Here is a 25,509-nt window from a genome sequence, read left to right as displayed (position 1 = left end):
TACTACCTTATATCTGCTTGAAAGGAGGTTTATCATGCCAAACCCAAAGCCGGACAATCGCGCAGACAATGCCGAACGGATTGAAGATACGATCCAGCATACTCTGCAGCGTGTTCATCAGACCGAGGATTTTGTCAAAGCAAATAGTGAGCATTTGAACGATGAGGAAATTTCCTATTTGCACGAAAAGAACGACAGACGCGCAGCAAGTGTGGAAAGCCTGCGTCATGAACTGAAAGAAGAAGCGAATTATCAGCAGCAAAAGGATCAATGAAAAGGTCCGCCTATATGGCGGACCTTCCGTTTAATGCGTTTGATTCATAGGAGCTGTATCATAACTTTGCATCATTGCAGCCATATCACTCGGCTGCAATTGTGCCACCTGATAATAATGATGTTTGTTCTGATACAGGAATATTTCATAGCTCATCTCGATCAAGTTCGGTATGGAATCAGCTACAACCCTTCTCAGCACAGGATTTGTCAATTCACAAGCACTTAGCGCACTCATGGAAGCAAGTCCCTTCACCTGAGAAAGCATATACGTGGAAAGACACTCATCCGTCACCTCATTGACCGATGTTATCGGCTTTTTCGGTTCTGCTGGCTGCAGCCCGTAGACGACATCATTTCCCTGCTGCATGCTGTAGGAAGTAGTCGGCACTGTCGGATCCTGGCCTGTTTTGAATGATACCACCATTGTATTGTAGGTCTGTTTTAGAAAATCACCCTGGCGTTGCGCAATTGTCTTCAGCTCTGGATCCTGGATGAATTGTTCAAAGATCTTGTATTGATCCATCACACTGATCATCCCGGTAAGGATTTCATGTGTATCAAAGATCTCATGACCACCATGGTTCTGTTTGCCATGCAAGGTTGTCGGCTGATTCATTTGTGCAGTTTGCATTTGATTTTCCAAAGTGATAACCCCCTATGAGATGTCGTGCCTTCTTAGTATGGCGTGTGCTTCCTTCAGATATGACCGGTTATTTATGCCTTTTTGCCACACGGGCATCGGCAGCATCGGAACGGGCCTGTGCCTCCAGATCCCCGGCATCGGCTTCTTCCTGTGAAAATGAAATATCTTTACCGTCTCCATCCAAATCCGTATACTTCATATAATAATCTTCCATTGATTTGTCTTTTTCGTTCACGGGCTTTTCCTCCTTAACGGTGCTTCAGATTCTCTTCTGCCATCCGTATGAGTTCGCGGACCATGCTGCCGCCTATACTGCCGCCTGTCCTACCATTTTCCCTGCTTGTTCTATTCCCTGGATCGCAAGCCTGCTCTGTTTTGTATGGCTGGTTGGCTTCCTGGATGATTTTGTGCTTCAGCTCATCCAGACCTTCCCGTGCTTGCGGGACCAAAATCCGATTACGCCTTGTCATCGGTAATGCCCGAGCGTATGCTCATCACCTGTATCGCCTTCATAATCGGCCCGCACATGATTCTTTTTCGGTTCCTGCTCGTTGCGGCTGGCTGTAAGTCCTTCCTCCATGCCTGGCTGATACGTTTCATCAATCCGGATTCCTCCATCAACGCGATGCTTTTTCATGATGCTCCTCCTCCTTTCTGCATTAGCTTCTGTCTTTTGCGCCATAATATGAAAGGCACTTCTAGCCAAAAAAAAGACCCCTGCTCAAGACAGGGATCCATTGAAGATCAAGAAGATCACGATCACAATCGCCAACCCGATGCGGTAGAAGGCAAAAGGAACAAGTTTATATTTGGAAATGATTTTCAAGAAAGTACGGATGGCAATCAAAGCAAAAATGAAAGCGCTGATGAATCCGACGATAAAGAACGGGATCACATCAGGCGTGAACGCATGCAGATGATTGCGTAATGAGACAAGGCTTGCACCAGCCATGATCGGCACTGCCATGATGAAGGTGAAGTCAGATGCCACCCGGTGATTCAATCCAAGGATGACACCGCCGGAAATCGTTGCTCCGGAACGGGAGAACCCAGGCCATAAGGAAATACACTGGAATAATCCGATCAGGAAGGCTTTTTTATAGGTAAGGTCATCCAGCGAATCGATGGTTTCTCTCTTCTTTGAGGATACCCTATCCGCAAAGATCATAAAGAAAGCACCTACGACCAATGCTACGATTACGTACCATACGGAGAATAGATACTTATCAATCAGATCGTCGAACAAAAGTCCAAGGACACCCGCAGGCAGCAAACCGACAATGACAATACCAAGATTGAATTTGTTTTTCTTGCCAGGCATCGCCTCTTCTTTCCCTTGCAGTTTGCGGATGCCGAGAATCTGCATGAACTTGTCCCAAAATACAATGACCGAAGCCAAGATGGAACCAAGCTGAATGACGATGATGAACGTATTTGCCACTTCTTCATTGAATAACTCATGGATCTTCAGCCACATATCATCGACGATGATCAAGTGACCGGTGGATGAAACCGGGGCAAACTCTGTCAGCCCTTCTACCAGCCCCATGATCAAGGCCGAAAAGAATTCGATAATACTCATGCCTCTACTCCTCTGACTACTTTTTCTTTTTATTCCTTCTGATGAACCAAATGACGAACAGGACGAAGATGATCGCCAGTATCACGATGACGACATCCTGATAATACCCGAGATAAGTTTCCACCGTCGTCCAGGATTCACCGAGCCACATACCGAGCAATACTAATACTGTATTCCAAATGAGTGTCCCTAATGTCGTAAAGATAAGGAATAGCGGGAAATTCATATTGGACATACCGGCTGGTATGGAAATCAAGCTCCGGATCACCGGTACGAAACGGCAAAGGAAAATCGTCCATACACCATATTTGTCGAACCAAGCATCTGCTTTATGTATATCTTCTTTTTTAATGCGCAATATATGTCCCCAGCGGTCCACGATTTTCTCCAGGCGCTCGACATCCAAGAGAAGTCCGATTCCATAAAGGATAATGGCTCCGATGACTGCACCAATCGTCGCTGCGATAATGACACCGACTGCCGTCACACTATCCGAAGTGGTTGTCAAAAAGCCGCCGAACAGCAGGATGATTTCTGAAGGGATAGGCGGGAAAACGTTCTCGCCGGCCATCAGCAATACGATCGCAAAATAACCGAATTGTTCCATAAACTGCGTTATCCAATTATCCATTTCACAACTCCAAACGTAAATTATTTACCAAATCATTATAGCATCCTGCGCTCAAAAAAGTGGAATTTTTTACGGATTATTAACATTCTAGCAGACAGTGTGCGCAAGGTTAATAGAAACAGAGACTTAGTTTTCATTGGGCTGTAGTCCTAGAGCCGCATTGTCGCAACTTTCACCCTTTCTGTGATATAGTCTATAGGAAGAAAAATGATTTTGTATATAGGGGGAATACGATGAAGATCGTGACTATCGAGCCTACCCCAAGTCCATACTCGATGAAGATCGTAGTGGATGATATGCTGCCGATGGGCAGCAGTTTCGATTATAAAAAAGAAACAGTGACCGCTGCCGATCCGGAGTATATCCAAGCATTGTTCCAAATCGAAGGTGTCAAAGGGATATATCGTGTTGCAGATTTCCTTGCACTGGAACGGAGCCCAAAAGCAGCCTGGGAAACAATCCTCCCTGCTGTCCGCAAGGTCTTCGGGGAGGAAAATCAAGGTTCAGCTGCAGGAGCCGGCAGCGAAGAGCCTCATTATGGACAAGTCGATGTCCAGATTCAGACGATCTACGGTGTACCGATGCAAATCAAGCTTCTGTTCGAGGATCAGGAGAAGCGAATCGGACTTCCGGCTTTGTTTACCGAAGCAGCAATGGAAGCAGCAGGGAGCGATAATATCGTTTTCGCCCGTAAATGGGAAGAACAATATCCCCGTTACGGTGATCCGGAGCAAGTCGGTCAGGATGTCTATGAGGAACTGCTGGCAAGCTACAGTCCGGAACGCCTCCAAGAACTCGTTTCCCGTGCCAAGAACCCTCAAGCACCCCTTCCCACACGAAATTCGCCGACCATGGCTGTCTGGGAAGAAGAGGATTGGCGTGTACGCTATCGTGCATTGGATGAACTGGAGCCGGACATCGAGCATCTTGCCTTCCTTGAGAAAGCATTACAGGATCCAAAAGCATCCATCCGCCGTCTGGCAACTGCCTATCTTGGCATGATCGAAGACAAGGCAGTCCTTCCCTTGCTTTATCGTGCACTGCAGGATAAAGTCGTGACAGTCCGCCGAACGGCTGGCGACTGCCTTTCCGATCTCGGCTTCAAAGAGGCGACACCAGCCATGGAAGCGACACTTGCCGACCCGAATCGGATCGTCCGCTGGCGGGCAGCAATGTTCCTTTATGAGCTTGGTGAAGCCGAAAGCCTTCCCATGCTGGAAAAAGCAGCAAGGCAGGAAAAAGAATTCGAAGTGAAGCTGCAACTGAATATGGCCATCGAACGGATTGCCGGCGGTGAAGCAGCACAGGGCTCCGTCTGGAAACAAATGACGGAAGCAGCCAAACAAAAGGAGGAAAAATGAATGAATGCATATGAAGAATACATGCGCGGTATCGTCCAGCCGATGAGGGACGAACTGACACAGGCAGGATTCCAGGAACTTACGGATGCAGAACAGGTAGAAAATTATGTGAACCAGGCAAAAGGCAGCACATTGGTCGTCGTCAATTCTGTTTGCGGATGTGCAGCAGGGCTTGCCCGGCCTGCCGTAAGGGAATCTCTGAAAAACGAGAAAAAACCTGAGCATCTTGTGACGGTTTTTGCCGGGCAGGACAAGGAAGCGACCGAAAAAATGCGCGAATACTTCACGGATCAGCCGCCATCCTCCCCATCGATTGCTTTGATGCAGGACGGGGAACTGGTTCATTTCATCCCGCGCGAACAGATTGAAGGCTATGATGTGGAAGAAATTGTGGAGAATTTGACAACTGCTTATGATAATCATCTCTAAGAGCTGCGAGTGCAGCTCTCTTTTTTTATCTCTTTCTTATAACAGCTTTATCGACGAGCCTGTTCATCTAGCGATCATGCTTATCAAGCCAACAAGGAAATGACAGTGATTACCCTGATCACTCTCAGTTTCCATCGCTACTTGAGAAAGGACTGCAGCGCGCATTGCCGTTGCTTTCTCCAAACTGGATGATGCTTCCTTTTCGGCTGCCCAGACATGAAAAAAGATGGCTTCTCCATAAGCAGCAGACGTTTACCAAGTAGTCCGGGACCTTTTTAGCCTTCACAGATGCAAACACTTCTAACCAGCTCAATGACTGACACGGGCATCTTGCAGATGATCAGTTAATCAATCGCCTCCCTGAAAGCACCCGGCCTGTCAGGGGGAAAATCTCTGCCAAGGCGGCTGAGCCCTTTTACCGGCCCCCATTCCGAAGCATCCCTTGATAAGTCAGCATGTTTCAATGAATCAAGATGACGTTGATTGCGGTAAGCTTCTCCTTCCCTCCTCATCCCCTGACTCCTCTTTGACAGTAACAGGAATGGTGGCATCAGCCGGCCGAAAAAGGTATAAAAGCAAACTGCATTTTTAAAGATGTCCAAACCAATAATTGGGTTCATCCCAGTATTGAAAACCCTTTCATTTTTTGTTAAACTTAAACCAACGGAGGAGGGGTGCCAATGTGGAAAACAAACTTGTTAATCAACGGTAGCATAATAGGATGGGCTTTAGTCACATGGGTAACTTCTTTATAAGATTTTTGGAAACGGTATCATTCAACCTATCAGGGTAAACCTGCTTTCTAGCTGGTTTATCCTTTTTAATTTTTTTGTTAATAAGTTTATAATTATTATAATTAAGTATTGATTTTTAATAAAAAGATGTTACTATATTGATAGATTTACTAAAACATTACATACGAGGTGATTTTCTTGGCAGACAAAAAATTGACTACAAGCTGGGGAGCTCCAGTTGGCGACAACCAGAATTCACAAACCGCTGGTTCACGTGGACCGACACTGATCCAAGATGTGCATTTACTTGAAAAACTGGCACACTTCAACCGTGAACGCGTTCCTGAACGTGTGGTACACGCTAAAGGTGCTGGTGCACATGGATACTTTGAAGTCACCAATGATGTTTCTAAATATACCAAAGCAGCCTTCCTTTCAGAAGTAGGCAAGAAAACAGATATGTTCATCCGTTTCTCTACTGTAGCTGGCGAGCTGGGCTCTGCTGATACAGTGCGCGACCCTCGCGGTTTCGCTGTTAAATTCTATACAGAAGAAGGCAACTATGATCTAGTCGGTAACAATACACCTGTATTCTTCATCCGTGATGCGATCAAGTTCCCTGACTTCATCCATACACAAAAAAGACATCCGCAGACACATTTGAAAAATCCTGATGCAGTATGGGATTTCTGGTCCCTTTCTCCAGAGAGCCTGCATCAAGTGACGATCCTTATGTCTGACCGCGGTATCCCGGCGACATTCCGCCATATGCATGGCTTCGGTTCCCATACATTCAAATGGGTTAACGACAAAGGCGAAGGTGTTTGGGTGAAATATCACTTCAAAACACAGCAAGGCGTTAAAAACCTTGATCCTGCCGTTGCGGAGAAACTTGCTGGTGAAAATCCGGACTACCATACAGAAGATCTGTTCAACGCAATCGAAAACGGCGATTTCCCTGAGTGGAAGCTTTATGTACAAATCATGCCGCTTGAAGATGCGAACACTTATCGCTTCGATCCATTCGATGTAACAAAAGTATGGTCCCAAAAAGATTACCCGCTGATCGAAGTCGGCCGTATGGTATTGAACCGCAACCCAGAGAACTACTTCGCGGAAGTGGAACAAGCGACGTTCTCTCCAGGGACACTTGTACCTGGTATCGAAGTATCTCCTGACAAGATGCTTCAAGGCCGTCTATTCGCTTATCATGATGCCCACCGTTATCGTGTAGGTGCCAACCACCAGGCACTTCCGATCAACCGTGCACGCAACGAAGTGAACAACTATCAGCGTGATGGTCAAATGCGTTTCGATGATAATGGCGGAAGCGGCGTTTATTACGAGCCTAACAGCTTAAACGGTCCGAAAGAAGATCCAGCAAGCAAGATGGCGCCATTCGAAGTATCCGGACAAGCTGATAGCGTTGCTTATGATGAAAATGACCACTACACACAACCAGGTGATCTTTACCGTCTTATGACTGATGATGAAAAGACTCGCCTTGTAGAAAACTTCGTTAATGCAATGAAGCCTGTTACAAGAAAAGAAATTCTTGAACGCCAAGTAGCTCATATCTACAAAGCAGATAAAGAATGGGGTCAGCGTGTCGCTGACGGTCTTGGAATTGCCCTTCCACAGGAAGTTTAATCCGAGAAGATAAATAAAGGATAGATGAACAGCACTTGTTCATCTATCCTTTTTCTTTTACACAATATAATGCTCCAAACCCGAAAATCACTCTTTTTCGCTGTTGACATTCCAACGTGCAGAAGCTGTTCTGTTATGGATCATCCCTTTACAGGCTTCCAGCCCGGATCTTTTTCATCTTCAGCGGCGGGGTTCCTCGTGTACTGGATGACATGTCTTTCACAAGCTCCAAATTCTTTGTAATTTTGCTGTGCCTCTATGAGAGAAACGGTGTTTGCTCCTCCTTCATAAATATGTTCTTTCTGAAACGGATCATCCTCCCAAAAGCAAATGGGGCATATATCATATGATCCGTCACTTTCCAAGGTTTTATATCCGCAGCAAGGACAGGTATATGCCAGCAAATCCTTCCCTCTCTTTCCTATAAAAAAATACATCACTTATCAAAGTGATGTACTTATCTCTTCATCGGGTGAATCCCCTATGATCCGCACTTCCCGGTGCAAACTGACGCCGAACTTCTCTTTGACTGTCTTCTGTACGTGTTTGATCAGATTGATATAATCCGATGCTGTACCATTTGCCACGTTCACCATGAAGCCAGCATGCTTCCCCGACACCTCGACACCGCCGATTCGTGTCAGCTGCAGTCCGGCATCCATGATCAGCTTTCCAGCAAAATGACCCGGAGGGCGCTGGAAAACACTTCCGCAAGATGGATATTCCAAAGGCTGCTTCGATTCACGAAGATGCGTCAGTTCATCCATCTTCGCTTTGATAGCCGTCTGTTCACCTTTTTCCAATACGAATGTTGCCTCGACAGCGATGTAGTTATTCTTCTGCAAAATGCTCGTGCGATAGCCGAGCTCCAATTCATCGCTCGACATCACTTTACGCTCACCTGTATCAGTGATGACGACTACTTCTTCCAGGATATCCTTCACTTCCCCGCCGTACGCACCAGCATTCATATATAAGGCTCCGCCGATCGATCCCGGAATGCCGCAGGCAAATTCCAAACCTGTCAAGCTTGCATCCAATGCCCTTCTGGAAACATCGATGATCGCAGCACCAGACTGGGCTGTGATTCGGTTCCCTTCCACTTTCACTTCATCCATTTTGGTAAGGATGACCACCACTCCGCGCAAGCCGCCATCACGGATGATCACATTCGATGCATTACCGAGTATTGTCAGCGGTACATCATTTTCTTTTGTGTAGGCAACAATCTGTTCGATTTCCGCATAATTCCTCGGAAAAATGAGTACATCCGCTTTTCCGCCCACCTTTGTATATGTGTAATCCGCAAGCGGTGCTTCTATCAGTACATCATTGGCATCTACAAACTGCTTTAAATCCTTTTCAAGCGTGTTCACATTCATCATTTAATCCCTCATTACTGTATTAGCCGCTGCAAATGAGCGTACCCCAACCTGTATTGTATACCACATATCACACACGTGACAATGCTCTTATTTTCCTGTTAGGCCAGACACCTATAGTCTATGCAATAAAAGGAACGATGCGCCTGCTTTACAGCCTCGAACAATGTCCGGCGATGACCTGGTATTGATCACCGATCAGCTGCCATACACGTGTGTGGATATAGTCCCCATCGATCTTTTCATCTCCTGCCTCACCCTTTAAGTGGATTTGTGAAATCGTCACCGCTCCATCCTTTGTCGGTTTGATCTGCAGGTCCTTGCAGGATACTTCCGTGAAACGGACAGCCAGTGTCCGATGTGCTTCCAAATGCATTTCTTTCGTGATTTGACTGCCTTCATGGTTGATGGAAACCAGCTCATCATGCAAAAGCGTATCCAGCAGGAAGATATCACGTGTCTGCATGGCCTCCCGAAGCTCCTGCTCCAGAAGTTCGAATTGCTCTTGGCCCCCGGTTTCACCTGCTTGGTCGCTCGGATAAGCACTCTCTGTCTCAACAGCTTGTTGATCCTGATACAGCTCTCCCATCGTATCCGGCTGTTCCAGCGATTCCACCTTGACTATATGAGCAGTAGCGATATGTACGTCGCCAATCACGATAAAGGCTTTATTGATCATGCCTTGATTATTCGTTATATGCTGCAGGATTTGTCGTTCTGATGCTTGTGTAGCGATCTTTTCTCCGGTCGATAATGTAATTTGTGTTTCTGCCACTTGTCGTAACTCCATTCTACTCGAATATTCTTTCTAGCCAACCTAATTGTATCCCGTTACCGACCTTTAAGAAAGACATATGGTTTGTCCGAAACCATTCAGAGTAAGCAACAATATAAGTTAAGGCTCACATGTACTCCAAAGGCTTCTTGTATATCATGCTGCAGATACTCCCGGCCGATTACAGGTTTTATGCCACTATTTGAAAAAGCATCACAATGCATGGGCATTTCTCGTCCTGCAATATTCACCCATCAGTCATTCCAGACGTGCGGGAAAAATAAAAAAGCTTCGGAATACTGAAATCAGTATTCCGAAGCTTTCTTTTCCATCCGTATGTAAGGATGGAGACGGTGGGAGTCGAACCCACGTCCAGAGATATCGGCACTCAGGCATCTACGTGTGTAGTCGTCATATTATAATTCGCACACGCTTCGGCCTAACGACAGGCTTTCAGCGAGGCTAGCTTGATTGTCTTCTTCCGATCATCCGCAAGCGGAGGATGATGGCGTAGCCCACTTCAGTTTGAGACCCTCGAATCTGCCACATGGGCGATGGCAGCAAGGATCCTCCAGGAGTGCTTACGCAGCTGCTAGAGAGTAGTTGTTGTTAGTTTTGCCAGTTATATTTAGGCGTAACGTTTTACGAGCCGTAACCTCGACACGCAGCCTGAGCTCGATCTACCCCTGTCGAATCCGTAACGTCCCCATGATAATGGGGGCTACAGGAAGTAACCCGTTCACTTAGGATAAATTCAAATCCCAGACAAATTCCATTATATCATCTTTATCAGGAAATGCAAGTTTAATAATCGCGGTCGCGCATCGCACGATCTACATCGCGTTTCATTTGCTTTTGTTTGAGATCTTCACGTTTATCGTATTTCTTTTTCCCTTTCCCGACACCAAGCAGGATTTTTGCAAAGCCGTCTTTGATGTACAGCTTGATCGGCACCAAGGAATAACCCTGCTGCTGCGTCTGACCGATCAGTTTATCGATCTGCTTGCGGTGCAATAGCAGCTTCCTTGTCCGTGTCGGATCATGGTTGAATCGGTTTCCTTGTTCATACGGCGAAATATGCATATTGATGATGCGGACTTCCCCGCGGTCGATCCTGGCAAAACTATCTTTTAAATTGACTCGGCCGGCACGGATCGATTTGATCTCGGTACCTTGCAGAACGATGCCAGCTTCGATCGTCTCTTCGATTGCATAATCGAAATTGGCCTTCTTATTCTGTGCGAGTACTTTACCTTGTCCCTTAGCCATAGACTTCTTCCTCCTAACTACGAGCTTTATTTTATCAGAAACTGTATGATTATCCTAACGATTCATATACTGAATCGGGAATGGATAAGAACCTGATTGATTGGAGTGTAATAGAAGATGACGACGATAAGGCAATTGACTATCGATGATTACCGGTCAGTGCTCGATATGCAAACCGGCATCGAGGATGATTATGTGATCGGGTCTTTCCCGCAGCTGATCGAAAACCCTGCTCAATCCCTGTTCGGCCTGATGACAGAGGAAGGGCTTGCTGCAGTGGCAGGGGTATACCGTTTGCCGAATGGAAACGGTATATTAGGCAGATTACGCAGTGATATCCGCTATCAATCCAAAGGGAATGCCACAGCTTTACTGAAGCATATCATTGCCTATTGTGAACAAGACCCTAGGATGAATTGGCTTGGCGCCATCACCCGCAAGTCCAACCTACCTGCACAGCGGGTACTGGACAAGCTCAATATGCGGTATAACAGTCAATTCATCAGTCTGCTGATGGAAAATCCAGGGGAGGCCGAGTTTCCTGCCGCTGCACCATGGCAGCCAATCGAAGGAACCGAAGCGAAGCGCGATGCAATCGAACAAGCAGCCAAGGATACAAAATTGGCTTTTTATCCATATGAAGCCTATTTTCCTATTCCTTATGCTGCCGCCATACTGGAGGATGAGTACATAGAGAAACTCTCCGTATTCCGCAATACGGATGCCAGTCGCATCATGGCGATCCAAGAAGACTTTAAAGGCAGGGACTTAGCCCAGATCCAATATTTCTGGCCGGATGTGTTTGAGCAGGATGGCCTGTGGGCTGCTGTGTTCGACTATTTGCAGCAATCCGATAGACAGCTCGTCCCCCAGCTGGATGTTTCACCGGGGAATGCTTCCTGCATACCCGCAGTCTTTAAGGAGAGCTTCGCGGAGGATGATGATCCCTGGCTAATCTATGGTAAATACATCAGATGATAAACGCCCCGGCTCATGTAGTCGGGGCGTTCATTTTATGGTCTTTTCCTTGTATTGCGTTTCTTGCTCTTCTTACCTCTTGCCGGTGGTTTCCGTTTGCCCTTGTTCTTCGGCGGGCGGTGATCACCAGGCTTTTTCTTCTTATCTGCTTTGATGATCGTTGGCCGGTCGCGATTTTCGCGTGGTTTCCTCGGTTTCATGCCAACCACTTCAAAATCGATGACGCGTTCCTCGATATTCACCTTCACCACACGGACCGTGATTTCATCACCGATACGGAATTGGTTGCCAGTTCGTTCCCCCACCATCGCATAACGCTTATCATCGAAGTGATAGAAATCATCGGTCAGGTAACTGACATGAACAAGGCCCTCGATGGTATTAGGCAGCTCGACAAACAATCCAAAACCGGTGACGGAACTGATGACGCCATCGAATTCCTCGCCGATTTTATCTTGCATATACTCGGCTTTCTTCAGGTCATCCGTTTCCCTTTCTGCATCGACAGCAGCACGTTCCCGTTCCGAAGACTGTCTCGCGATTTCAGGCATACGCTCTTTCCAATGGTCCTGTGTCTTTTTATCCAGCTGATTATTGACGATATAGGTGCGGATCAATCGATGCACGATCAAATCCGGATAACGGCGGATCGGCGAGGTGAAATGTGTATAGAATTTCGTCGCCAGCCCGAAGTGCCCCAGGCCTTGCGGATCATATTTTGCTTGCTGCATCGAGCGCAGCATGAGGCGGTTGATGATCATCTCTTCCTGCGTGCCTCTCACCCGCTCGACGATTTTTTGCAATGTTTGCGGATGGATATCCGAGGATGATCCTCTGACGGTATATCCCAAACTGGTAATGAATTCGAAGAAATGCTGCAGCTTATCCGGATCGGGATCAGTATGGATCCGGTGAATGAAAGGCACATCCATCCAGTGAAAATGCTCCGCGACTGTTTCATTGGCAGCCAACATGAACTCCTCGATCAGCTTCTCTGCAACAGAACGTTCCCGAAGGACGACATCCACTGCCTTTCCTTCTTCATCGACAGCAACCCTTGCTTCAGGGAAGTCAAAATCGATCGCCCCCCTGTCCATGCGCTTTTTCCGCAGGATCGCAGCCAAATCCTCCATTTGCTGAAACATAGGGACAAGATCGGCATAACGGGCTTTCAGCTCTTGATCATCCTCCAGCAAAATCCGGTTCACATCCCCATATGTCATCCGTTCATTCGTCTTGATGACACTCTGGTAAATCTCATGCTCCACCACTTCCCCTTGTGGGGTGATCTGCATATCACAAGTCAAAGTAAGGCGATCCACTTGAGGATTCAGGGAACAGATTCCATTGGAGAGGCGGTGCGGGATCATCGGGATCACCCTGTCGACCAAATAAACGCTGGTTGCCCTCTCCAGAGCCTCTTCGTCTATCGGAGAGCCCTCTTCGACATAGTAGGATACATCCGCAATGGAAACGACCAGGCGGTAATTCCCGTTTTCCAGACGGCTGACAGCTACGGCGTCATCCAAGTCCTTCGCGTCCGCTCCATCGATCGTCACCGTCATCATCTCCCTGAGATCCCGGCGATTCTCTATCTCGGAAGGGTCGATGGTATCGGGTGTCTCTGCCGCCTGCTGCAGCACTTCCGGCGGGAACTCCGTCGAAATACCGTGCTTATAGATGATGGACAATATATCGATGCCCGGGTCATTCTTATGACCAAGTATCTGGATGATTTCCCCTTCGGCACTCATACGTCCTTCCGGGTACTTCGTGATCCTGGCAATGACTTTGTGACCGTCTGTCGCGCCGCCGGAAGCCCCTCTCGGTATGAAGATATCATTCGGTATCCGTTTGTCATCGGCAATGAGGAATCCGAAACGGCCGTTATCTTCATATGTACCGACAACTTCCGCTATCGCCCGCTCCAGGATCCGGACCACCTGTCCTTCGCGGCGCTGTCCGTCCTCTGCTTTATTCTCGATCCGTACAAGCACTGTATCATTATTCATGGCAGACTGCAGATCGCTATAGTGGATATAAACATCATCCACGCCTTCTTCATCTGGTATGAGGAAAGCGAAGCCCTTTGCGTGCATTTGAATCCTGCCGCGCACAAGGTTCAGTTTTTCAGGCAGTCCGAAGCGGTTGCTTCTTGTCCGGACAAGCTGTCCTTCTGTTTCCAATTCATTAAGTCCTTTGACAAGGACGGTGAATTCATTTGCTTCATCAAGCTCCAATTGCTGTTCGATTTCTTCGACTGTCAACGGCTTAGCCGCGTTTTCTTTGAAATAAGCCAATATCTTCTGCTTTATTTCGTCCATTATTGCTTCACCTTCTTTTCGGCTTTTTTCATCTAGTATGAACTATTCCCAATCAAGCGATTCGAGAAACTGATATACATCCTCATGCAGCTGCTCTTTTTCTTTTCCCATCGTAATCACGTGGGAAGAATTCTCGTACCACTTGATCTCCTTCCAATCGGATTCCGCGTTTTCATAAATATAGTTGGCACTATCCGTATTGATCATTTGATCTTCTGTAGCTTGTACCACGAAAAGAGGTGCGTAGATTTCGTCGACATGCTTGCTTACATCCGTGATGAAGGCCCCCAGGCGCTGAAACATATCTGCAGTCGCGGGCGCCTCCATCAATTCTGCCAATTCCTGTTCGATGGTCTGCTCATCTTTTCCCTGCAGCTGTTTATGCTGTTTCGCATATAGCTTGAAGCCTTTGTTCAGTTGGGCTTCATTATCGAAAAACATCGGCGAACACATCGTGATGACGCCCTTCACCGGATAGGAGTAGGCCAGCTTCAAGCTGAGTACCCCGCCCAGTGACAAACCAGCTACAGCAATCTTTTCATATCCCTTATCCTTCAGATACCGATAAGCATTCTGTACATCCTCCCACCATTCATCAGAATTGGAAGCGACGATATCATCCGGTGTTTTCCCATGTCCGCGATAGATAGGCGCGTGAGCGGTATACCCTTTGCCTGCAAGAAAACGCCCCATCATCCGGACATCCGCTGAATGGCCGGTGAAACCATGCAGCAGCAGCACAGCGCGATCTCCTTTCCCCTCGAATGTGAACGGCTCTGGCTGTTTCATTGTGACCATATGTATCTCCCCTGTTATGACTATTTATATTGTAGATTTCCGAACTAGTTTTCCCTTCCCCGGGAATAAATAATCCCCCACCACAGAAGTTGTGACGAGGGATGGAATTGGCTATTCGATTACTGCAGGACATACGCCAAAAGGAACGTCAATACAAAAAGAATGACTCCTGTAACGATTGTTGCACGATGGAGGAACAAGTCCAAACCACGGGCCTTCTGCTTTCCAAATAATTGCTCAGCTCCTCCGGAAATAGCTCCGGACAGACCTGCACTCTTACCAGATTGTAAAAGGACTAACGCAATCAGCGCGATGGCATCGATTATTAATAGAACTACTAAAGTTGTCTGCATCCCAGCACCTCCTATAACGGCAAATACCTATGTCAACTGTAGCATACGTGTCAGATAATTGGCAAGATGTTCTTGTCCGCCCTGCAAGTTCTGACAAAATCTTGAACAGTTTTTAAGAAATTTGAATTTTTATGGCGTTTTTTGAATTTTTTTGGTTGCAAGGTGAAACCGTTTCCTTTATAGTGGACTTAAGTTCAGGAGGAGGTAATGGAAATGCTTACACCTGAGCGGCAGGAAATGATCCTGCAGATGCTGCAAGAACAGCGCGTTGTCACGATTCCAGAGTTCGTGGAATCAACAGGCGCTTCCGTCTCGACAATACGCCGGGATTTGATCGAACTAGAAAAGCAGAAGCTGCTTCAGCGGGTCCATGGCGGCGCGACGACAGTATCTTCTTTAAGATATGAAATGAGCTATACCGAGAAAGAGACGCAAAACCGGACCGGAAAGCACCTAATCGCAGCATACGCTGCCAGTCTCGTCGGACAAGATGAATGCATCTTCCTCGACGCCGGTACGACGACATATCAGATGATCCCCTTCTTGACAGGCAGAAATGTAACCGTCGTCACAAATGGTTTGACTCATTTGGAGGCACTTTATGAAAAGGACATCACTGTGTATGTGACAGGCGGTTTAGTAAAGGATAAAACGAGAACTTTAATCGGCAGGGGTGCGATGACCGCACTCACCCAATACAGTTTCGATAAATGTTTCCTCGGTACAAACGGCGTCCATCCAGACAATGGCTGCACTACGCCAGATCCAGAAGAAGCTGCCATCAAGCGGCAGGCCTTGCTTCGATCGAATGAAACATTCGTTTTGGCTGACAGGAGCAAGCTGGATAAGACTGCCTTTGCACATATAGCTGATTTGACAGAAACAAAGCTTATCGTCGACCATGCCAGCTCGAAACAACTGACTGCTTACAAGAAACTTACATCAATAAAGGTTGTGGACTCATGAATTACACATGCACGCTGAACCCATCCATCGATTACATCATGCACGTGGACGGTTTTGAGGCAGGAGATCTGAATCGCGCCACACAAACAGCCTATTTCGCCGGCGGGAAAGGGATCAATGTTTCCCGTTTGCTGAAGCGTTTGGATGTGGAAACGACGGCATTAGGATATATCGGCGGCTTTACAGGCGCCTTCATCAAGGAAACACTGGAAAGCGCCGGCATTGCGCATCAATTCATTGAAATAAATGAACCGACACGCGTCAATGTAAAACTGAAATCCGGCGCCGAAACAGAAATCAACGGACCAGGACCATCCATTGCGACAGAGCAGCTAGACTTGCTTTTCGAACAGATCAGAGGCCTCGGTAAAAATGATGCTCTCGTAGCTGCAGGCAATGCACCCGGCTCCGTACCGGCAGATATTTATGCTCGGATGGCGGATATCTGTGAAGGAAATGGCACCAGGTTCATTGCGGATACTTCAAGTGCTGCGCTTCGGGATTTAATCGGCAAGCGTATGTTCCTTGTCAAGCCGAACCATCATGAACTGGGGGAGCTATTCGACACGACGATCTCTTCCATTGAAGAAATCGTCAGCTACGCACGGAAACTGCATGATACCGGCATCGATAATGTCATTGTGTCAATGGGCGGTGAAGGTGCGATCTTCGTGAATAAAGATCATGCCTGGAAAGCCGAGACTCCAAAAGGCACAGTGAAAAACTCCGTCGGCGCTGGCGACAGCATGGTCGCAGGGTTTTTGGCCGCATTTGAAAAATCGGGCAATTACGAGCAAGCATTCACCTATGCGGTGGCAGCAGGAAGTGCTACAGCTTTCAGTGACGATCTTGGCGAAAGACAATATATAGAAGAATTAGTAAGCCAAGTCAAGCTCACATCTATCTAAGAGGGGTGTTACCTATGCGAATTACAGAACTTTTAACCAAAGATACTATCATTTTGCAGCTAAAGTCCCAATCCAAAGCGGATGTCATCGAAGAGCTTGTTTCCAAGCTGGACGAAGCTGGCAAACTGAACGATAAAGCAGGATTCAGGGAAGCAATCCTTGCGCGTGAAGCACAGTCCACGACAGGAATCGGCGAAGGTATTGCCATTCCGCACGGTAAATCAGCTGCCGTCAAAATTCCGGCAATTGCTTTTGGCCGTTCAGAAGAAGGACTGGACTATGAAGCACTGGATGGCCAGCCATCCCATCTATTCTTCATGATCGCGGCTTCTGAGGGGGCAAACCAGACACATCTGGAAACATTATCCCGGCTTTCTTCTTTCTTGATGGACAGCACATTCCGTTCAAGCATTGAAAATGCAAAGACGGAAGAAGAGATCATGACCATCATCGATGCCAAGGAAAAAGAAGAGCTTGGCGAAGAAGAACAAGAAAGCCCAGCAGCAGAACAGGCACAGGATGCATCAGGCTCAAAAGGCAAAGTACTTGCCATCACTGCATGCCCTACCGGTATCGCCCATACGTTCATGGCAGCCGATAAGCTGAAACAGACAGCAGCAGAAATGAATGTCCCGATCAAAGTCCAGACAAATGGAGCTGGCGGAATCAAGAACCGCCTGACTGACGAAGACATCAAAGAAGCAACAGCAATCATCGTTGCAGCCGATGTCAATGTCGATCTCAGCCCATTCGAAGGGAAGCACGTCTTGCAGGTTCCAGTAGGGCGCGCCTTGAAAATACCGAAAGAATTGATTGAAAAAGCACTGGCCCAGGATGCACCAGTCCACCATAACAGCGGACGCAGCTCAGAAGCTGCTGCAGAAGGCGGTCAGAAAGAACAGCGTTCCGGATTCTACAAGCACATCATGAATGGTGTTTCCAACATGCTTCCATTCGTTGTCGGCGGCGGTATCCTGATTGCTCTCAGCATCCTTTTCGGAGAGTTGTTCCCTGACAGCCGTTTTGCAGAGATGCTGAATGAAATCGGAAGCAATCAGGCGTTCTTCCTGATCGTTCCCGTACTGGCAGGTTTCATTTCCAGCAGCATTGCTGATAAACCTGGTTTCGCTCCAGGTGCAATCGGCGGTTTGATTGCTGTGACCTATGGCCATGGAGATGCAACCAGCTCCGGATTCCTTGGCGGTCTGATCGCCGGTTTCCTGGCAGGTTATGTGACACTTGGCATCAAGAAGGCACTTTCCGGTCTCCCAGCCGTATTGGAAGGCTTGAAAACGATTCTCTTCTTCCCGGTATTGAGCATTTTCATCACCGGTATGATCATGCTGTTGATCAACCCGACATTGACTCAAGTATATGTAGCGCTTTCCGATTTCCTGGAGGGGCTTGGCGGCACTAACCTGGTATTGGTAGGACTCGTGCTTGGTGCGATGATGGCTATCGATATGGGCGGACCGATCAACAAAGCGGCATACACTTTCGGCATTGCGATGCTGGATGCAGGCAACCTGGAATTCATGGCAGCCGTCATGGCCGGCGGTATGGTACCGCCACTGGGACTCGCACTTGCGACAAGCCTATTCCGCAACAAGTTCACGAAGCAGGAAAGAGAAACAGGTAAAACAGCATACGTGCTTGGCGCGTTCTTCATCTCGGAGGGTGTCATTCCATTCGCAGCTGCCGACCCGCTTCGTGTCATTCCGGCAACAGCAATCGGTGCCGCAGTAGCCGGCGGTCTGTCTGCCTTCTTCGAAATCGGGTTGAACGCACCGCACGGCGGCATAATCTCAGCAAGTTTGGTCGATGGAAATCCATTGCTCTACTTCCTTTCCATCATAATCGGTGCTTTTGTCACAGCTATTATTGTAGGACTATTGAAAAAAGACCTAAGAAAAGTATAAAATAAGATAGAATGAAAGCATTCACATAACAAGAATGAAAGCATTCACATAAAACTTAATCTTTGGAGGTATTTACCATGGCAGAAAAAACAATGACAATTACAGATGAGACTGGCGTACACGCTCGTCCGGCTACAATCTTAGTGAATAAAGCAGGCGGCTTCAAATCCGATATCCAGCTTGCATACAACGGCAAGAGCGTCAACCTTAAATCTATCATGGGTGTTATGAGCCTTGGTATTCCACAGGGTGCTGAAATCACAATCTCTGCTGAAGGCGACGACGCTGAAGAAGCAGTCAATACAATTGCGGAAACTATCAAAAGCGAAGGCCTGGGAGAATAATCCGTATGAGCATGATAAACGGAATCGCAGCTTCAAATGGTATTGCGATTGCAAAAGCATACCATTTGGCTGTGCCAGACCTCTCTTTCGATAAGACGACTGTTGCAAATGCGGAAGAAGAGATCAGCCGTTTGGATGCTGCCCTCGAGATCAGCAAACAAGAGCTGGAGAAAATCCGTGAGAATGCCCGTGTGTCACTTGGCGACGAGCATGCCGAGATTTTCTCGGCTCATTTGCTTGTCTTGGCAGATCCCGAACTGATCAACCCTGTCAAAGACAATATCCGCAATAACAGCATCAATGCAGAAGCTGCCCTTGATGAGACAGCTACGATGTTCATCGACATGTTCCGCAGCATGGACAATGAATATATGAAAGAACGAGCAGCTGACATCCAGGATGTCACAAAACGCGTCATGGCGCACTTGCTTCAGGTTTCCTTCCCTGATCCTGCACTTATAGATGAAGAAGTTATCATTATTGCAGAGGACCTGACTCCATCGGATACAGCACAGCTCAACAAGCAGTTTGTGAAAGGGTTTACAACCGACATCGGCGGACGTACTTCCCATTCCGCCATCATGGCCCGCTCCCTTGAGATTCCTGCTGTCGTCGGTACGAAGTCGATCACGACTTCCGCTGCAAGTGACGCCATGATCATCGTTGACGGCATCGAAGGCACTGTCATTGTCGATCCGACAGAAGATGAACTAGCGACTTACAAAGCGAAACAAGCAGCTTTCGAACAGCAAAAACAAGAATGGGCGAAACTGAAAAATGAACCTACCGTTACAACAGATGGCGTCCATGTAGAGCTTGTTGCCAATATCGGTACGCCAGAAGACGTCACTGGCGTTCAAAACAATGGAGGCGAAGGTGTCGGCCTTTACCGTACTGAATTCCTTTACATGGGCAAAAGTGAGCTTCCTAGTGAAGAGGAGCAGTTCGAATCCTATAAAGCCGTACTTGAGCAAATGGGAGACAAGCCTGTTGTTGTTCGTACATTGGACATCGGCGGCGATAAAGAGCTTAGCTACCTGCAGCTTCCGAAGGAAATGAACCCTTTCCTTGGCTACCGCGCCATCCGCCTTTGCCTGGAACGCGATGATATCTTCCGTGTGCAGCTTCGTGCCCTCTTGCGTGCAAGCGTATACGGAAACCTTAAAATCATGTTCCCGATGATCGCTACTTTGGAGGAATTCCGCCAAGCAAAAGCCATCCTTCTCGAAGAAAAAGATAAGCTTACTGCTGAAGGCGCGGAAGTCTCCGATTCCATCGAAATCGGTATCATGGTCGAGATCCCTTCCACTGCGGTTGCTGCGAAGCAATTTGCGAAGGAAGTAGATTTCTTCAGCGTCGGCACAAACGACTTGATCCAGTACACCATGGCAGCTGACCGCATGAATGAACGCGTAAGCTACTTGTACCAGCCATACCACCCAGCTATCCTGAACCTTGTGCATAATGTCATCGAGGCAGCACATGCTGAAGGAAAATGGGCTGGCATGTGCGGGGAAATGGCAGGCGATGCAATTGCAATCCCGCTTCTTCTCGGCCTTGGCCTTGATGAGTTCAGCATGAGCGCAACCAGCATCCTGCCGGCAAGAACACAAATCACGAAGCTATCCAAAGCCGAGATGCAGGAACTGAGTCAAGAAGCATTGGCTCTCAGCACTGCAGATGAAGTGGAACAGCTTGTCCGTCAAAGAACTGCACAATAAAAACAGCTCTCCCAGCAACGGGGGAGCTGTTTTCTTTATAGTGAACATCACTCACTTTTTTTCTCCAGCATCTGGCGGAGCTCCTTCATTTCCTCCTCCGATAATGCATCCTCTTCAATAAACTGAGCCAGCATGGACTTCATCGTCCCTCCGTAAATACGATCGATAAAGGTTTTAGCCTCGGCACGCTGATATTCACTCTCTGCATACAGCGGATAAAAGGTATATACTCTATGTTCTTTATTTACACCTACAACTTTCTTTTTTGTAAGGCGATCCAGCAGTGTACGTATCGTTTTGGGCTTCCAGTCCGCCTTATCGATAGCTTCCACCACCTCATTTGCTGTCAGAGGCGAATTCTTCCAAAGCACTTTCATTATTTCCCACTCTGATTCGGATATATTCGGAAACTGTTTCGACATTTTCCCCACTCTCCTATTGATAAATCTGCTTCTCTTTTAATATCCTTAGTGTGATTTCTGCTGCTTTGCTTCCCGTTGCATTTCCGTCCCTTAAATTCGTTGCGAAAAAATAAGTATCCGAATTTGTTTCTACAAAGCCGATGAACCAGCCATTCGCGGCTTTACCGTTCACAATGCCAGTTCCGGTTTTCCCGTAAAGCACAGCTCCATGTTTTTGCGCCAGCATCAATGATGCTTTGACTTCCTTGATGTTTTCGGGAGCAGCGCCGAATTCATTCCGATAAAAATTCCGCAGCAGCTCCACTTGTTCGAATGGAGATATCCTTAAGGATGACTCCAGCCAAAAGTCTCTCATTCCTCCGGATATATCCTCATTCCCATAATGATATTCAGCTAACAACTTTTGTATCTGCTGCTTCCCTACCTGCTGATCAAGATCTTGGAAGTACCACGTAACCGAATTACGCATGGCAGATTGCAAGTCTTGATTTTGGTTCCAGGTCCCATATTCATAATTGTTTCCATCCCAATTCCTATTTGTAGCTCCTGGACGGATGATACCTTCTTCCAAAGCTGTTAAAGCACTATATATCTTATAAGTGGAATTAGGGGAAACTCTTTGGGCGCTCTGCTCTATATTATGGACATAATACTTGTCTTTTTGCATGCTGTATAAAACGAAGCTGCTGCTATCTCCCTTGAGGAAGTCGCTTAAGTCCTCTTCCTCCACATCTTTGCCCTGGATATGATATTGATCATCCGGGAAAGCTGCCGCACGGAACGCCGGCACCTGTATCGTCACAACGAGCCCCAGTATAATCAATATAGCCACGCTCTTCCTGATACGCTTCTTCGCAGGAAAGCCTCCGGCTGCTATATACAGAATCCGCTGCTTCAGATGACTCTTGGAACTGATGATTGGATGGATAAACTGATCGAGCCTTAGCTGTTTCGATTTTTCAGCATAATACAAGATCGTCCTTCCATAATCCAAATTCTCTTCAACATCATTCAAGGATTTCATCACTGCAGCATCACAGGCTATTTCACGGTCCAGCCGCATTTCCTTCCATGCATGCCACACGAGCGGGTTGAACCAGTGTAGGATTCGAGCCAGCAAAAAGAGATAATTCCAATGCACATGTCTGCTTTTATAATGATGCAATTCATGAAGCAGGACATGCTTTAATTCCCTTGTCACACCTTCTTTTTCAACTGTGGCCGGCAGAATCAGATATGTTTGGAACAGCCCGAAAATGAATGGGGACGTAACCGAAGAAGACTGTTTCAGCTTGATTTTTTTCCGTATGGATAGCTGTACTTTGCAATGCCCAAACAGCTCGTTTATTCCCTCATCACGTATGGGATGTGCACTCCTCACTAGCTTCATCAGTTTCCACAGCGTGAAGGAAACGGCTAAAATGCCTATAACCAAACCGGATATCCAGATACCATTGATCAGCCGATCCAATAGGGAAACATCCATACGCGTGACAGAACTTCCAAAGTCATTCATCCAGCCAGTATTGGATGGACCAGATAAAATGGAATGATTTACAGCATTGTGTCCAGTCATTTTGTGCATGGATATTGGTTCTGCCATACCGAAACGCTTAAATGGCAAGAAAGGAAGAAATAAAGCTCCCAGCACGAAAAACCATAAATAATATCGCCACGCTGGGGCGAGGTGCGCAGCAAGAAACCGTCGAATGAAGAAAATGATCCCTATCGTAGCAGAAGATAATGTCAATACCAGCAGCAATCGAACCAATGTCACTTTCCTTTCCTCCTCTCGTCCATCGTTTATAACTTCCATTTTACAGTTGACAGCTCTAGATTACAAATGTAATATTGACTACAGTTGTAATCCAAATACGGAAAGGAGAAGAAAAATGAAAATTTCAACCTGCTTATTTAGTGCACTATTCGCTTTTTGTTTGCTGGCTGGCTGCTCCAGCAGCACCAATGAGGGTTCTGATACAAGTTCCTCCGTTCAAGCTGCAGAAGATGCCCAGGAGCCGTTTGCCGACTTAGAAAAGGCTTACGATGCGCACTTGGGCGTCTATGCCATTGATACTGGTTCCGGGAAAACAGCTGCTTACCGGGAAAATGAACGATTTGGCTTTGCTTCAACGCATAAAGCTTTGTCCGCAGCCGTTCTATTGCAGCAGAACTCGCTTAAAGACCTTGATAAAAAAATCATGTATACCCGCGATGATCTGGTAAACTACAATCCAATCACCGAAAAACATATCGATTCTGGTATGACATTAAAAGAGCTGGGCGAGGCCTCTGTCAGTTACAGCGATAACACTGCTGCCAATTTGATATTTGAGGAAATCGGCGGTCCGGATGGTCTTAAACAAGCATTGCGGGATATCGGCGATCAAGTGACAGAACCTTCCAGGATCGAGCCGGAATTAAATAATGTAAAACCAGGTGAAACACAAGATACCAGCACACCAAAAGCCTTGGCAGAAAGCCTCCGAGCCTTTACCTTAGGAGACAGCCTTCCTGCTGAAAAACGCCAGCTTCTTATTGATTGGTTAAAAGGCAATACAACAGGAGACGCCCTGATTAAGGCTGGTGTCCCCGAGGAGTGGGAAGTCGGCGACAAAACCGGTGCCGGGGCTTATGGGACAAGAAACGATATTGCCGTCCTTTGGCCGCCTGATAGCGACCCAATTATAATGGCTGTCATGTCTAGCCGTGATGAAGCCGACGCAAAATATGATGATGCTTTGATTGCAAAGGCTGCCGAAGAAGCTGTCTCCATCCTATCTGCTGAGGAATGAAAGGGATATTAGAGCGTAAACCGTGCTTTAGAAATACCTGTAGATCAGGGGGATTGCCCATCGACAAAACTTCTGTACGATCATATGAAGAAAGAAAAGATTGAACGCCCTCTCAAGGATTCCGAAGACAAGGACTAGAATGAAAACATCGGAAATCAGTCGCTGATTTCATAAACTTGCTCAAACGTATGGATGGTATATTCTGAATGTCTTATACATTCGAATGCCGGCTATTTGAATAGAGTCACTGATGTTTGAGTCCAAACGGATGATACAGCCACCTTCCCAAAATAAAAACGGGACATTCGATGATCAAATGATCGAATGTCCCGTTGCAAGCTATTATGGATTAGTGGACCACAAGCCGGCGGATTTAATGAATGTACGACTATTCAATTTCAGCTGTGCCACAACAAATTCGGCAATATCCTCTGGCTGCATGACTTTTTCGGGGTTTCCGTCAGTCAGTTTATTTTCATATGCCAAATCAGTTGCCACTGTACTTGGTGTCAGGGCAGTTACACGGATATTATGCTTGCGTACTTCCATTGCCAGGGATTCAGTCAAACCAAGGACACCGAACTTCGATGCACTATACGCACTGGTAGCTGGTGCTCCTTTCTGGCCGGCAGTGGATGAAATATTGATGATGTCACCGGATTGCTGTTCGATCAAATCCGGAAGTACCGCGCGAGTGACATTGTAAACACCCATCAGGTTCACATCGATGATTTGTTTCCATTCCTCTGGATCAAGGTCCAGGAATCCGCCAAACTTCGCGATGCCGGCATTATTGATGAGGATATCAACTCCGCCAAGCTCTCCTTTCAGCTTATCGATTGCTGCAGTGACCTCGTCCAGGCTGGAAACATCCGCTGCTGCATAAGCTGTCTTGACCTTGTTTTCAAGTCCTTCCGCTACTGCTTTTACATGTTCTTCCGTACGGCCGATCAAGCCGATATGGGCACCCTCAGCTGCCAATGCCTCTGCCAAGGCGCGTCCGATACCACGTCCGCCGCCTGTAATGATAGCTCGTTTTCCTTGTAATGATTGTGCCATGTTATATGTATTCCTCCTTATATGAACCCATTCGCTCTATATTATCAGCCTGTCTGTCAGGTCAACAAGTGTTTTGCTTCATAAAGAATCGAAAACACTGTAAAAGCCTCTTTTCTATTATTGGATACGGAACGAAAAGAATATCTTTTAGAATTGCATAGCTTTTATCACACAAAAAAGAATGAGCAGC

The 25,509-nt window shown here is 47.0% G+C and carries 28 protein-coding genes and 1 other RNA gene; 11 read left to right on the top strand and 18 right to left on the bottom strand.

Annotated elements, in window-relative coordinates:
* Positions 1-34: 34 nt before the first annotated feature.
* Entirely contained in the window at positions 35-274 is a 240-nt protein-coding gene (tlp, locus tag MHI54_RS13560; protein WP_340081889.1) for a small acid-soluble spore protein Tlp, read from the top strand.
* A gap of 30 nt (positions 275-304) precedes the next feature.
* On the opposite strand, the gene MHI54_RS13555 is transcribed toward tlp, so the two are convergent.
* From MHI54_RS13555 to MHI54_RS13530, 6 genes are all read right to left on the bottom strand, one after another.
* Positions 305-919, bottom strand: coding sequence for a spore coat protein (locus tag MHI54_RS13555; RefSeq protein ID WP_340081887.1), 615 nt, complete (start codon positions 917-919; stop codon positions 305-307).
* A gap of 67 nt (positions 920-986) precedes the next feature.
* Positions 987-1,133 carry a YfhD family protein gene (locus MHI54_RS13550; protein WP_095215982.1) on the bottom strand — a complete coding sequence of 49 codons (147 nt, stop codon included), beginning with the start codon at positions 1,131-1,133 and terminating at the stop codon, positions 987-989.
* A gap of 34 nt (positions 1,134-1,167) precedes the next feature.
* Positions 1,168-1,389, bottom strand: a complete 222-nt coding sequence (locus tag MHI54_RS13545; RefSeq protein ID WP_095215879.1) for an alpha/beta-type small acid-soluble spore protein — start codon at positions 1,387-1,389, stop codon at positions 1,168-1,170.
* On the bottom strand, positions 1,386-1,556 hold the full coding sequence (locus tag MHI54_RS13540; RefSeq protein WP_340081886.1) for a hypothetical protein: 171 nt from the start codon (positions 1,554-1,556) through the stop codon (positions 1,386-1,388). Before MHI54_RS13540 ends, MHI54_RS13545 begins: the two co-directional genes overlap by 4 nt.
* Before the next feature lie 84 nt (positions 1,557-1,640).
* A complete protein-coding gene (locus tag MHI54_RS13535) occupies positions 1,641-2,501 on the bottom strand; it encodes an undecaprenyl-diphosphate phosphatase (protein ID WP_095215878.1) in 861 nt (286 codons plus the stop codon).
* A 16-nt stretch (positions 2,502-2,517) separates the two neighbouring features.
* Complete coding sequence (locus MHI54_RS13530) at positions 2,518-3,132, bottom strand: DedA family protein (protein ID WP_095215877.1); 615 nt, start codon at positions 3,130-3,132, stop codon at positions 2,518-2,520.
* Positions 3,133-3,365: 233 nt separating this feature from the next.
* On the opposite strand from MHI54_RS13530, the gene MHI54_RS13525 reads away from it, so the two are divergent.
* Positions 3,366-4,493: a conserved virulence factor C family protein gene (locus MHI54_RS13525; protein ID WP_340081884.1), complete on the top strand. Its 1,128-nt coding sequence runs from the start codon at positions 3,366-3,368 to the stop codon at positions 4,491-4,493.
* Positions 4,494-4,922, top strand: coding sequence for a BrxA/BrxB family bacilliredoxin (locus tag MHI54_RS13520; RefSeq protein WP_095215875.1), 429 nt, complete (start codon positions 4,494-4,496; stop codon positions 4,920-4,922).
* A gap of 344 nt (positions 4,923-5,266) precedes the next feature.
* Here MHI54_RS13520 and MHI54_RS13515 read toward each other — a convergent pair whose 3' ends face one another.
* The gene (locus MHI54_RS13515; protein ID WP_158221529.1) at positions 5,267-5,434 is read right to left on the bottom strand and encodes a hypothetical protein; all 168 of its coding nucleotides are present in this window, start codon (positions 5,432-5,434) and stop codon (positions 5,267-5,269) included.
* A gap of 420 nt (positions 5,435-5,854) precedes the next feature.
* Here MHI54_RS13515 and katA point away from each other — a divergent pair, with 420 nt between their 5' ends.
* On the top strand, positions 5,855-7,306 hold the full coding sequence (gene katA, locus MHI54_RS13510; RefSeq protein ID WP_095215874.1) for a catalase KatA: 1,452 nt from the start codon (positions 5,855-5,857) through the stop codon (positions 7,304-7,306).
* A gap of 140 nt (positions 7,307-7,446) precedes the next feature.
* Here the strand turns inward: katA and MHI54_RS13505 are convergent, their stop codons facing one another.
* The 5 genes from MHI54_RS13505 to smpB all read right to left on the bottom strand — a co-directional run bounded on the left by MHI54_RS13505 (position 7,447) and on the right by smpB (position 10,732).
* Positions 7,447-7,707 (bottom strand): CPCC family cysteine-rich protein, encoded by a 261-nt coding sequence (locus MHI54_RS13505; RefSeq protein ID WP_095215981.1) that lies wholly within the window; start codon positions 7,705-7,707, stop codon positions 7,447-7,449.
* A gap of 42 nt (positions 7,708-7,749) precedes the next feature.
* Positions 7,750-8,691: a UDP-N-acetylmuramate dehydrogenase gene (gene murB, locus MHI54_RS13500; protein WP_095215873.1), complete on the bottom strand. Its 942-nt coding sequence runs from the start codon at positions 8,689-8,691 to the stop codon at positions 7,750-7,752.
* Positions 8,692-8,839: 148 nt separating this feature from the next.
* A complete protein-coding gene (locus tag MHI54_RS13495) occupies positions 8,840-9,463 on the bottom strand; it encodes a nuclear transport factor 2 family protein (protein ID WP_340081879.1) in 624 nt (207 codons plus the stop codon).
* Positions 9,464-9,805: 342 nt separating this feature from the next.
* Positions 9,806-10,171: a transfer-messenger RNA gene (gene ssrA, locus MHI54_RS13490) on the bottom strand.
* A 96-nt stretch (positions 10,172-10,267) separates the two neighbouring features.
* Entirely contained in the window at positions 10,268-10,732 is a 465-nt protein-coding gene (smpB, locus tag MHI54_RS13485; RefSeq protein ID WP_093725697.1) for an SsrA-binding protein SmpB, read from the bottom strand.
* A 117-nt stretch (positions 10,733-10,849) separates the two neighbouring features.
* Between smpB and MHI54_RS13480 the strand changes: the two genes are divergently transcribed.
* Positions 10,850-11,710, top strand: coding sequence for a GNAT family N-acetyltransferase (locus MHI54_RS13480; protein WP_095215871.1), 861 nt, complete (start codon positions 10,850-10,852; stop codon positions 11,708-11,710).
* A 35-nt stretch (positions 11,711-11,745) separates the two neighbouring features.
* Here MHI54_RS13480 and rnr read toward each other — a convergent pair whose 3' ends face one another.
* The 3 genes from rnr to secG form a co-directional block, all read right to left on the bottom strand.
* Positions 11,746-14,034, bottom strand: coding sequence for a ribonuclease R (rnr, locus tag MHI54_RS13475; RefSeq protein WP_095215870.1), 2,289 nt, complete (start codon positions 14,032-14,034; stop codon positions 11,746-11,748).
* Between the two features lie 42 nt (positions 14,035-14,076).
* A complete protein-coding gene (locus tag MHI54_RS13470; RefSeq protein ID WP_095215869.1) occupies positions 14,077-14,832 on the bottom strand; it encodes an alpha/beta fold hydrolase in 756 nt (251 codons plus the stop codon).
* 119 nt (positions 14,833-14,951) lie between these two features.
* Positions 14,952-15,185, bottom strand: a complete 234-nt coding sequence (secG, locus tag MHI54_RS13465; protein ID WP_095215868.1) for a preprotein translocase subunit SecG — start codon at positions 15,183-15,185, stop codon at positions 14,952-14,954.
* Positions 15,186-15,392: 207 nt separating this feature from the next.
* Here secG and MHI54_RS13460 point away from each other — a divergent pair, with 207 nt between their 5' ends.
* The 5 genes from MHI54_RS13460 (at position 15,393) to ptsP (ending at position 21,043) form a co-directional block, all read left to right on the top strand.
* On the top strand, positions 15,393-16,151 hold the full coding sequence (locus tag MHI54_RS13460) for a DeoR/GlpR family DNA-binding transcription regulator (RefSeq protein WP_340081871.1): 759 nt from the start codon (positions 15,393-15,395) through the stop codon (positions 16,149-16,151).
* Positions 16,148-17,059 (top strand): 1-phosphofructokinase, encoded by a 912-nt coding sequence (gene pfkB, locus MHI54_RS13455; RefSeq protein WP_095215867.1) that lies wholly within the window; start codon positions 16,148-16,150, stop codon positions 17,057-17,059. Before MHI54_RS13460 ends, pfkB begins: the two co-directional genes overlap by 4 nt.
* A gap of 14 nt (positions 17,060-17,073) precedes the next feature.
* Complete coding sequence (locus MHI54_RS13450; protein ID WP_095215866.1) at positions 17,074-18,978, top strand: fructose-specific PTS transporter subunit EIIC; 1,905 nt, start codon at positions 17,074-17,076, stop codon at positions 18,976-18,978.
* A gap of 77 nt (positions 18,979-19,055) precedes the next feature.
* On the top strand, positions 19,056-19,322 hold the full coding sequence (locus MHI54_RS13445; protein ID WP_038564763.1) for a phosphocarrier protein HPr: 267 nt from the start codon (positions 19,056-19,058) through the stop codon (positions 19,320-19,322).
* A gap of 5 nt (positions 19,323-19,327) precedes the next feature.
* The gene (gene ptsP, locus MHI54_RS13440) at positions 19,328-21,043 is read left to right on the top strand and encodes a phosphoenolpyruvate--protein phosphotransferase (protein ID WP_095215865.1); all 1,716 of its coding nucleotides are present in this window, start codon (positions 19,328-19,330) and stop codon (positions 21,041-21,043) included.
* A gap of 47 nt (positions 21,044-21,090) precedes the next feature.
* Here the strand turns inward: ptsP and blaI are convergent, their stop codons facing one another.
* Positions 21,091-21,465, bottom strand: coding sequence for a penicillinase repressor BlaI (blaI, locus tag MHI54_RS13435; RefSeq protein WP_095215864.1), 375 nt, complete (start codon positions 21,463-21,465; stop codon positions 21,091-21,093).
* A 13-nt stretch (positions 21,466-21,478) separates the two neighbouring features.
* Positions 21,479-23,281, bottom strand: coding sequence for a BlaR1 family beta-lactam sensor/signal transducer (locus tag MHI54_RS13430; RefSeq protein ID WP_095215863.1), 1,803 nt, complete (start codon positions 23,279-23,281; stop codon positions 21,479-21,481).
* Between the two features lie 76 nt (positions 23,282-23,357).
* Between MHI54_RS13430 and bla the strand changes: the two genes are divergently transcribed.
* A complete protein-coding gene (bla, locus tag MHI54_RS13425) occupies positions 23,358-24,260 on the top strand; it encodes a class A beta-lactamase (RefSeq protein ID WP_095215862.1) in 903 nt (300 codons plus the stop codon).
* Between the two features lie 342 nt (positions 24,261-24,602).
* On the opposite strand, the gene MHI54_RS13420 is transcribed toward bla, so the two are convergent.
* Entirely contained in the window at positions 24,603-25,319 is a 717-nt protein-coding gene (locus MHI54_RS13420) for a 3-ketoacyl-ACP reductase (protein ID WP_095215861.1), read from the bottom strand.
* Between the last annotated feature and the right edge of the window lie 190 nt (positions 25,320-25,509).

The organism is Terribacillus sp. FSL K6-0262, from assembly GCF_037977385.1.
In the GTDB taxonomy this organism is placed as follows: domain Bacteria; phylum Bacillota; class Bacilli; order Bacillales; family Amphibacillaceae; genus Terribacillus.
Note: the sequence above shows the minus strand (reverse complement) of the source record. Positions and strands in the feature narration are given on the sequence as shown.

Coding starts and splice junctions, on each gene's coding strand:
- tlp (WP_340081889.1), top strand. CDS start 35: ATGCCAAACCCAAAGCCGGACAATCGCGCAGACAATGCCGAACGGATT.
- MHI54_RS13550 (WP_095215982.1), bottom strand. CDS start 1,133: ATGGAAGATTATTATATGAAGTATACGGATTTGGATGGAGACGGTAAA.
- MHI54_RS13545 (WP_095215879.1), bottom strand. CDS start 1,389: ATGACAAGGCGTAATCGGATTTTGGTCCCGCAAGCACGGGAAGGTCTG.
- MHI54_RS13540 (WP_340081886.1), bottom strand. CDS start 1,556: ATGAAAAAGCATCGCGTTGATGGAGGAATCCGGATTGATGAAACGTAT.
- MHI54_RS13535 (WP_095215878.1), bottom strand. CDS start 2,501: ATGAGTATTATCGAATTCTTTTCGGCCTTGATCATGGGGCTGGTAGAA.
- MHI54_RS13530 (WP_095215877.1), bottom strand. CDS start 3,132: ATGGATAATTGGATAACGCAGTTTATGGAACAATTCGGTTATTTTGCG.
- MHI54_RS13525 (WP_340081884.1), top strand. CDS start 3,366: ATGAAGATCGTGACTATCGAGCCTACCCCAAGTCCATACTCGATGAAG.
- MHI54_RS13520 (WP_095215875.1), top strand. CDS start 4,494: ATGAATGCATATGAAGAATACATGCGCGGTATCGTCCAGCCGATGAGG.
- MHI54_RS13515 (WP_158221529.1), bottom strand. CDS start 5,434: ATGAGGAGGGAAGGAGAAGCTTACCGCAATCAACGTCATCTTGATTCA.
- murB (WP_095215873.1), bottom strand. CDS start 8,691: ATGATGAATGTGAACACGCTTGAAAAGGATTTAAAGCAGTTTGTAGAT.
- smpB (WP_093725697.1), bottom strand. CDS start 10,732: ATGGCTAAGGGACAAGGTAAAGTACTCGCACAGAATAAGAAGGCCAAT.
- MHI54_RS13480 (WP_095215871.1), top strand. CDS start 10,850: ATGACGACGATAAGGCAATTGACTATCGATGATTACCGGTCAGTGCTC.
- rnr (WP_095215870.1), bottom strand. CDS start 14,034: ATGGACGAAATAAAGCAGAAGATATTGGCTTATTTCAAAGAAAACGCG.
- MHI54_RS13470 (WP_095215869.1), bottom strand. CDS start 14,832: ATGGTCACAATGAAACAGCCAGAGCCGTTCACATTCGAGGGGAAAGGA.
- secG (WP_095215868.1), bottom strand. CDS start 15,185: ATGCAGACAACTTTAGTAGTTCTATTAATAATCGATGCCATCGCGCTG.
- MHI54_RS13460 (WP_340081871.1), top strand. CDS start 15,393: ATGGAAATGCTTACACCTGAGCGGCAGGAAATGATCCTGCAGATGCTG.
- pfkB (WP_095215867.1), top strand. CDS start 16,148: ATGAATTACACATGCACGCTGAACCCATCCATCGATTACATCATGCAC.
- MHI54_RS13450 (WP_095215866.1), top strand. CDS start 17,074: ATGCGAATTACAGAACTTTTAACCAAAGATACTATCATTTTGCAGCTA.
- MHI54_RS13445 (WP_038564763.1), top strand. CDS start 19,056: ATGGCAGAAAAAACAATGACAATTACAGATGAGACTGGCGTACACGCT.
- ptsP (WP_095215865.1), top strand. CDS start 19,328: ATGAGCATGATAAACGGAATCGCAGCTTCAAATGGTATTGCGATTGCA.
- blaI (WP_095215864.1), bottom strand. CDS start 21,465: ATGTCGAAACAGTTTCCGAATATATCCGAATCAGAGTGGGAAATAATG.
- MHI54_RS13430 (WP_095215863.1), bottom strand. CDS start 23,281: ATGGAAGTTATAAACGATGGACGAGAGGAGGAAAGGAAAGTGACATTG.
- bla (WP_095215862.1), top strand. CDS start 23,358: ATGAAAATTTCAACCTGCTTATTTAGTGCACTATTCGCTTTTTGTTTG.
- MHI54_RS13420 (WP_095215861.1), bottom strand. CDS start 25,319: ATGGCACAATCATTACAAGGAAAACGAGCTATCATTACAGGCGGCGGA.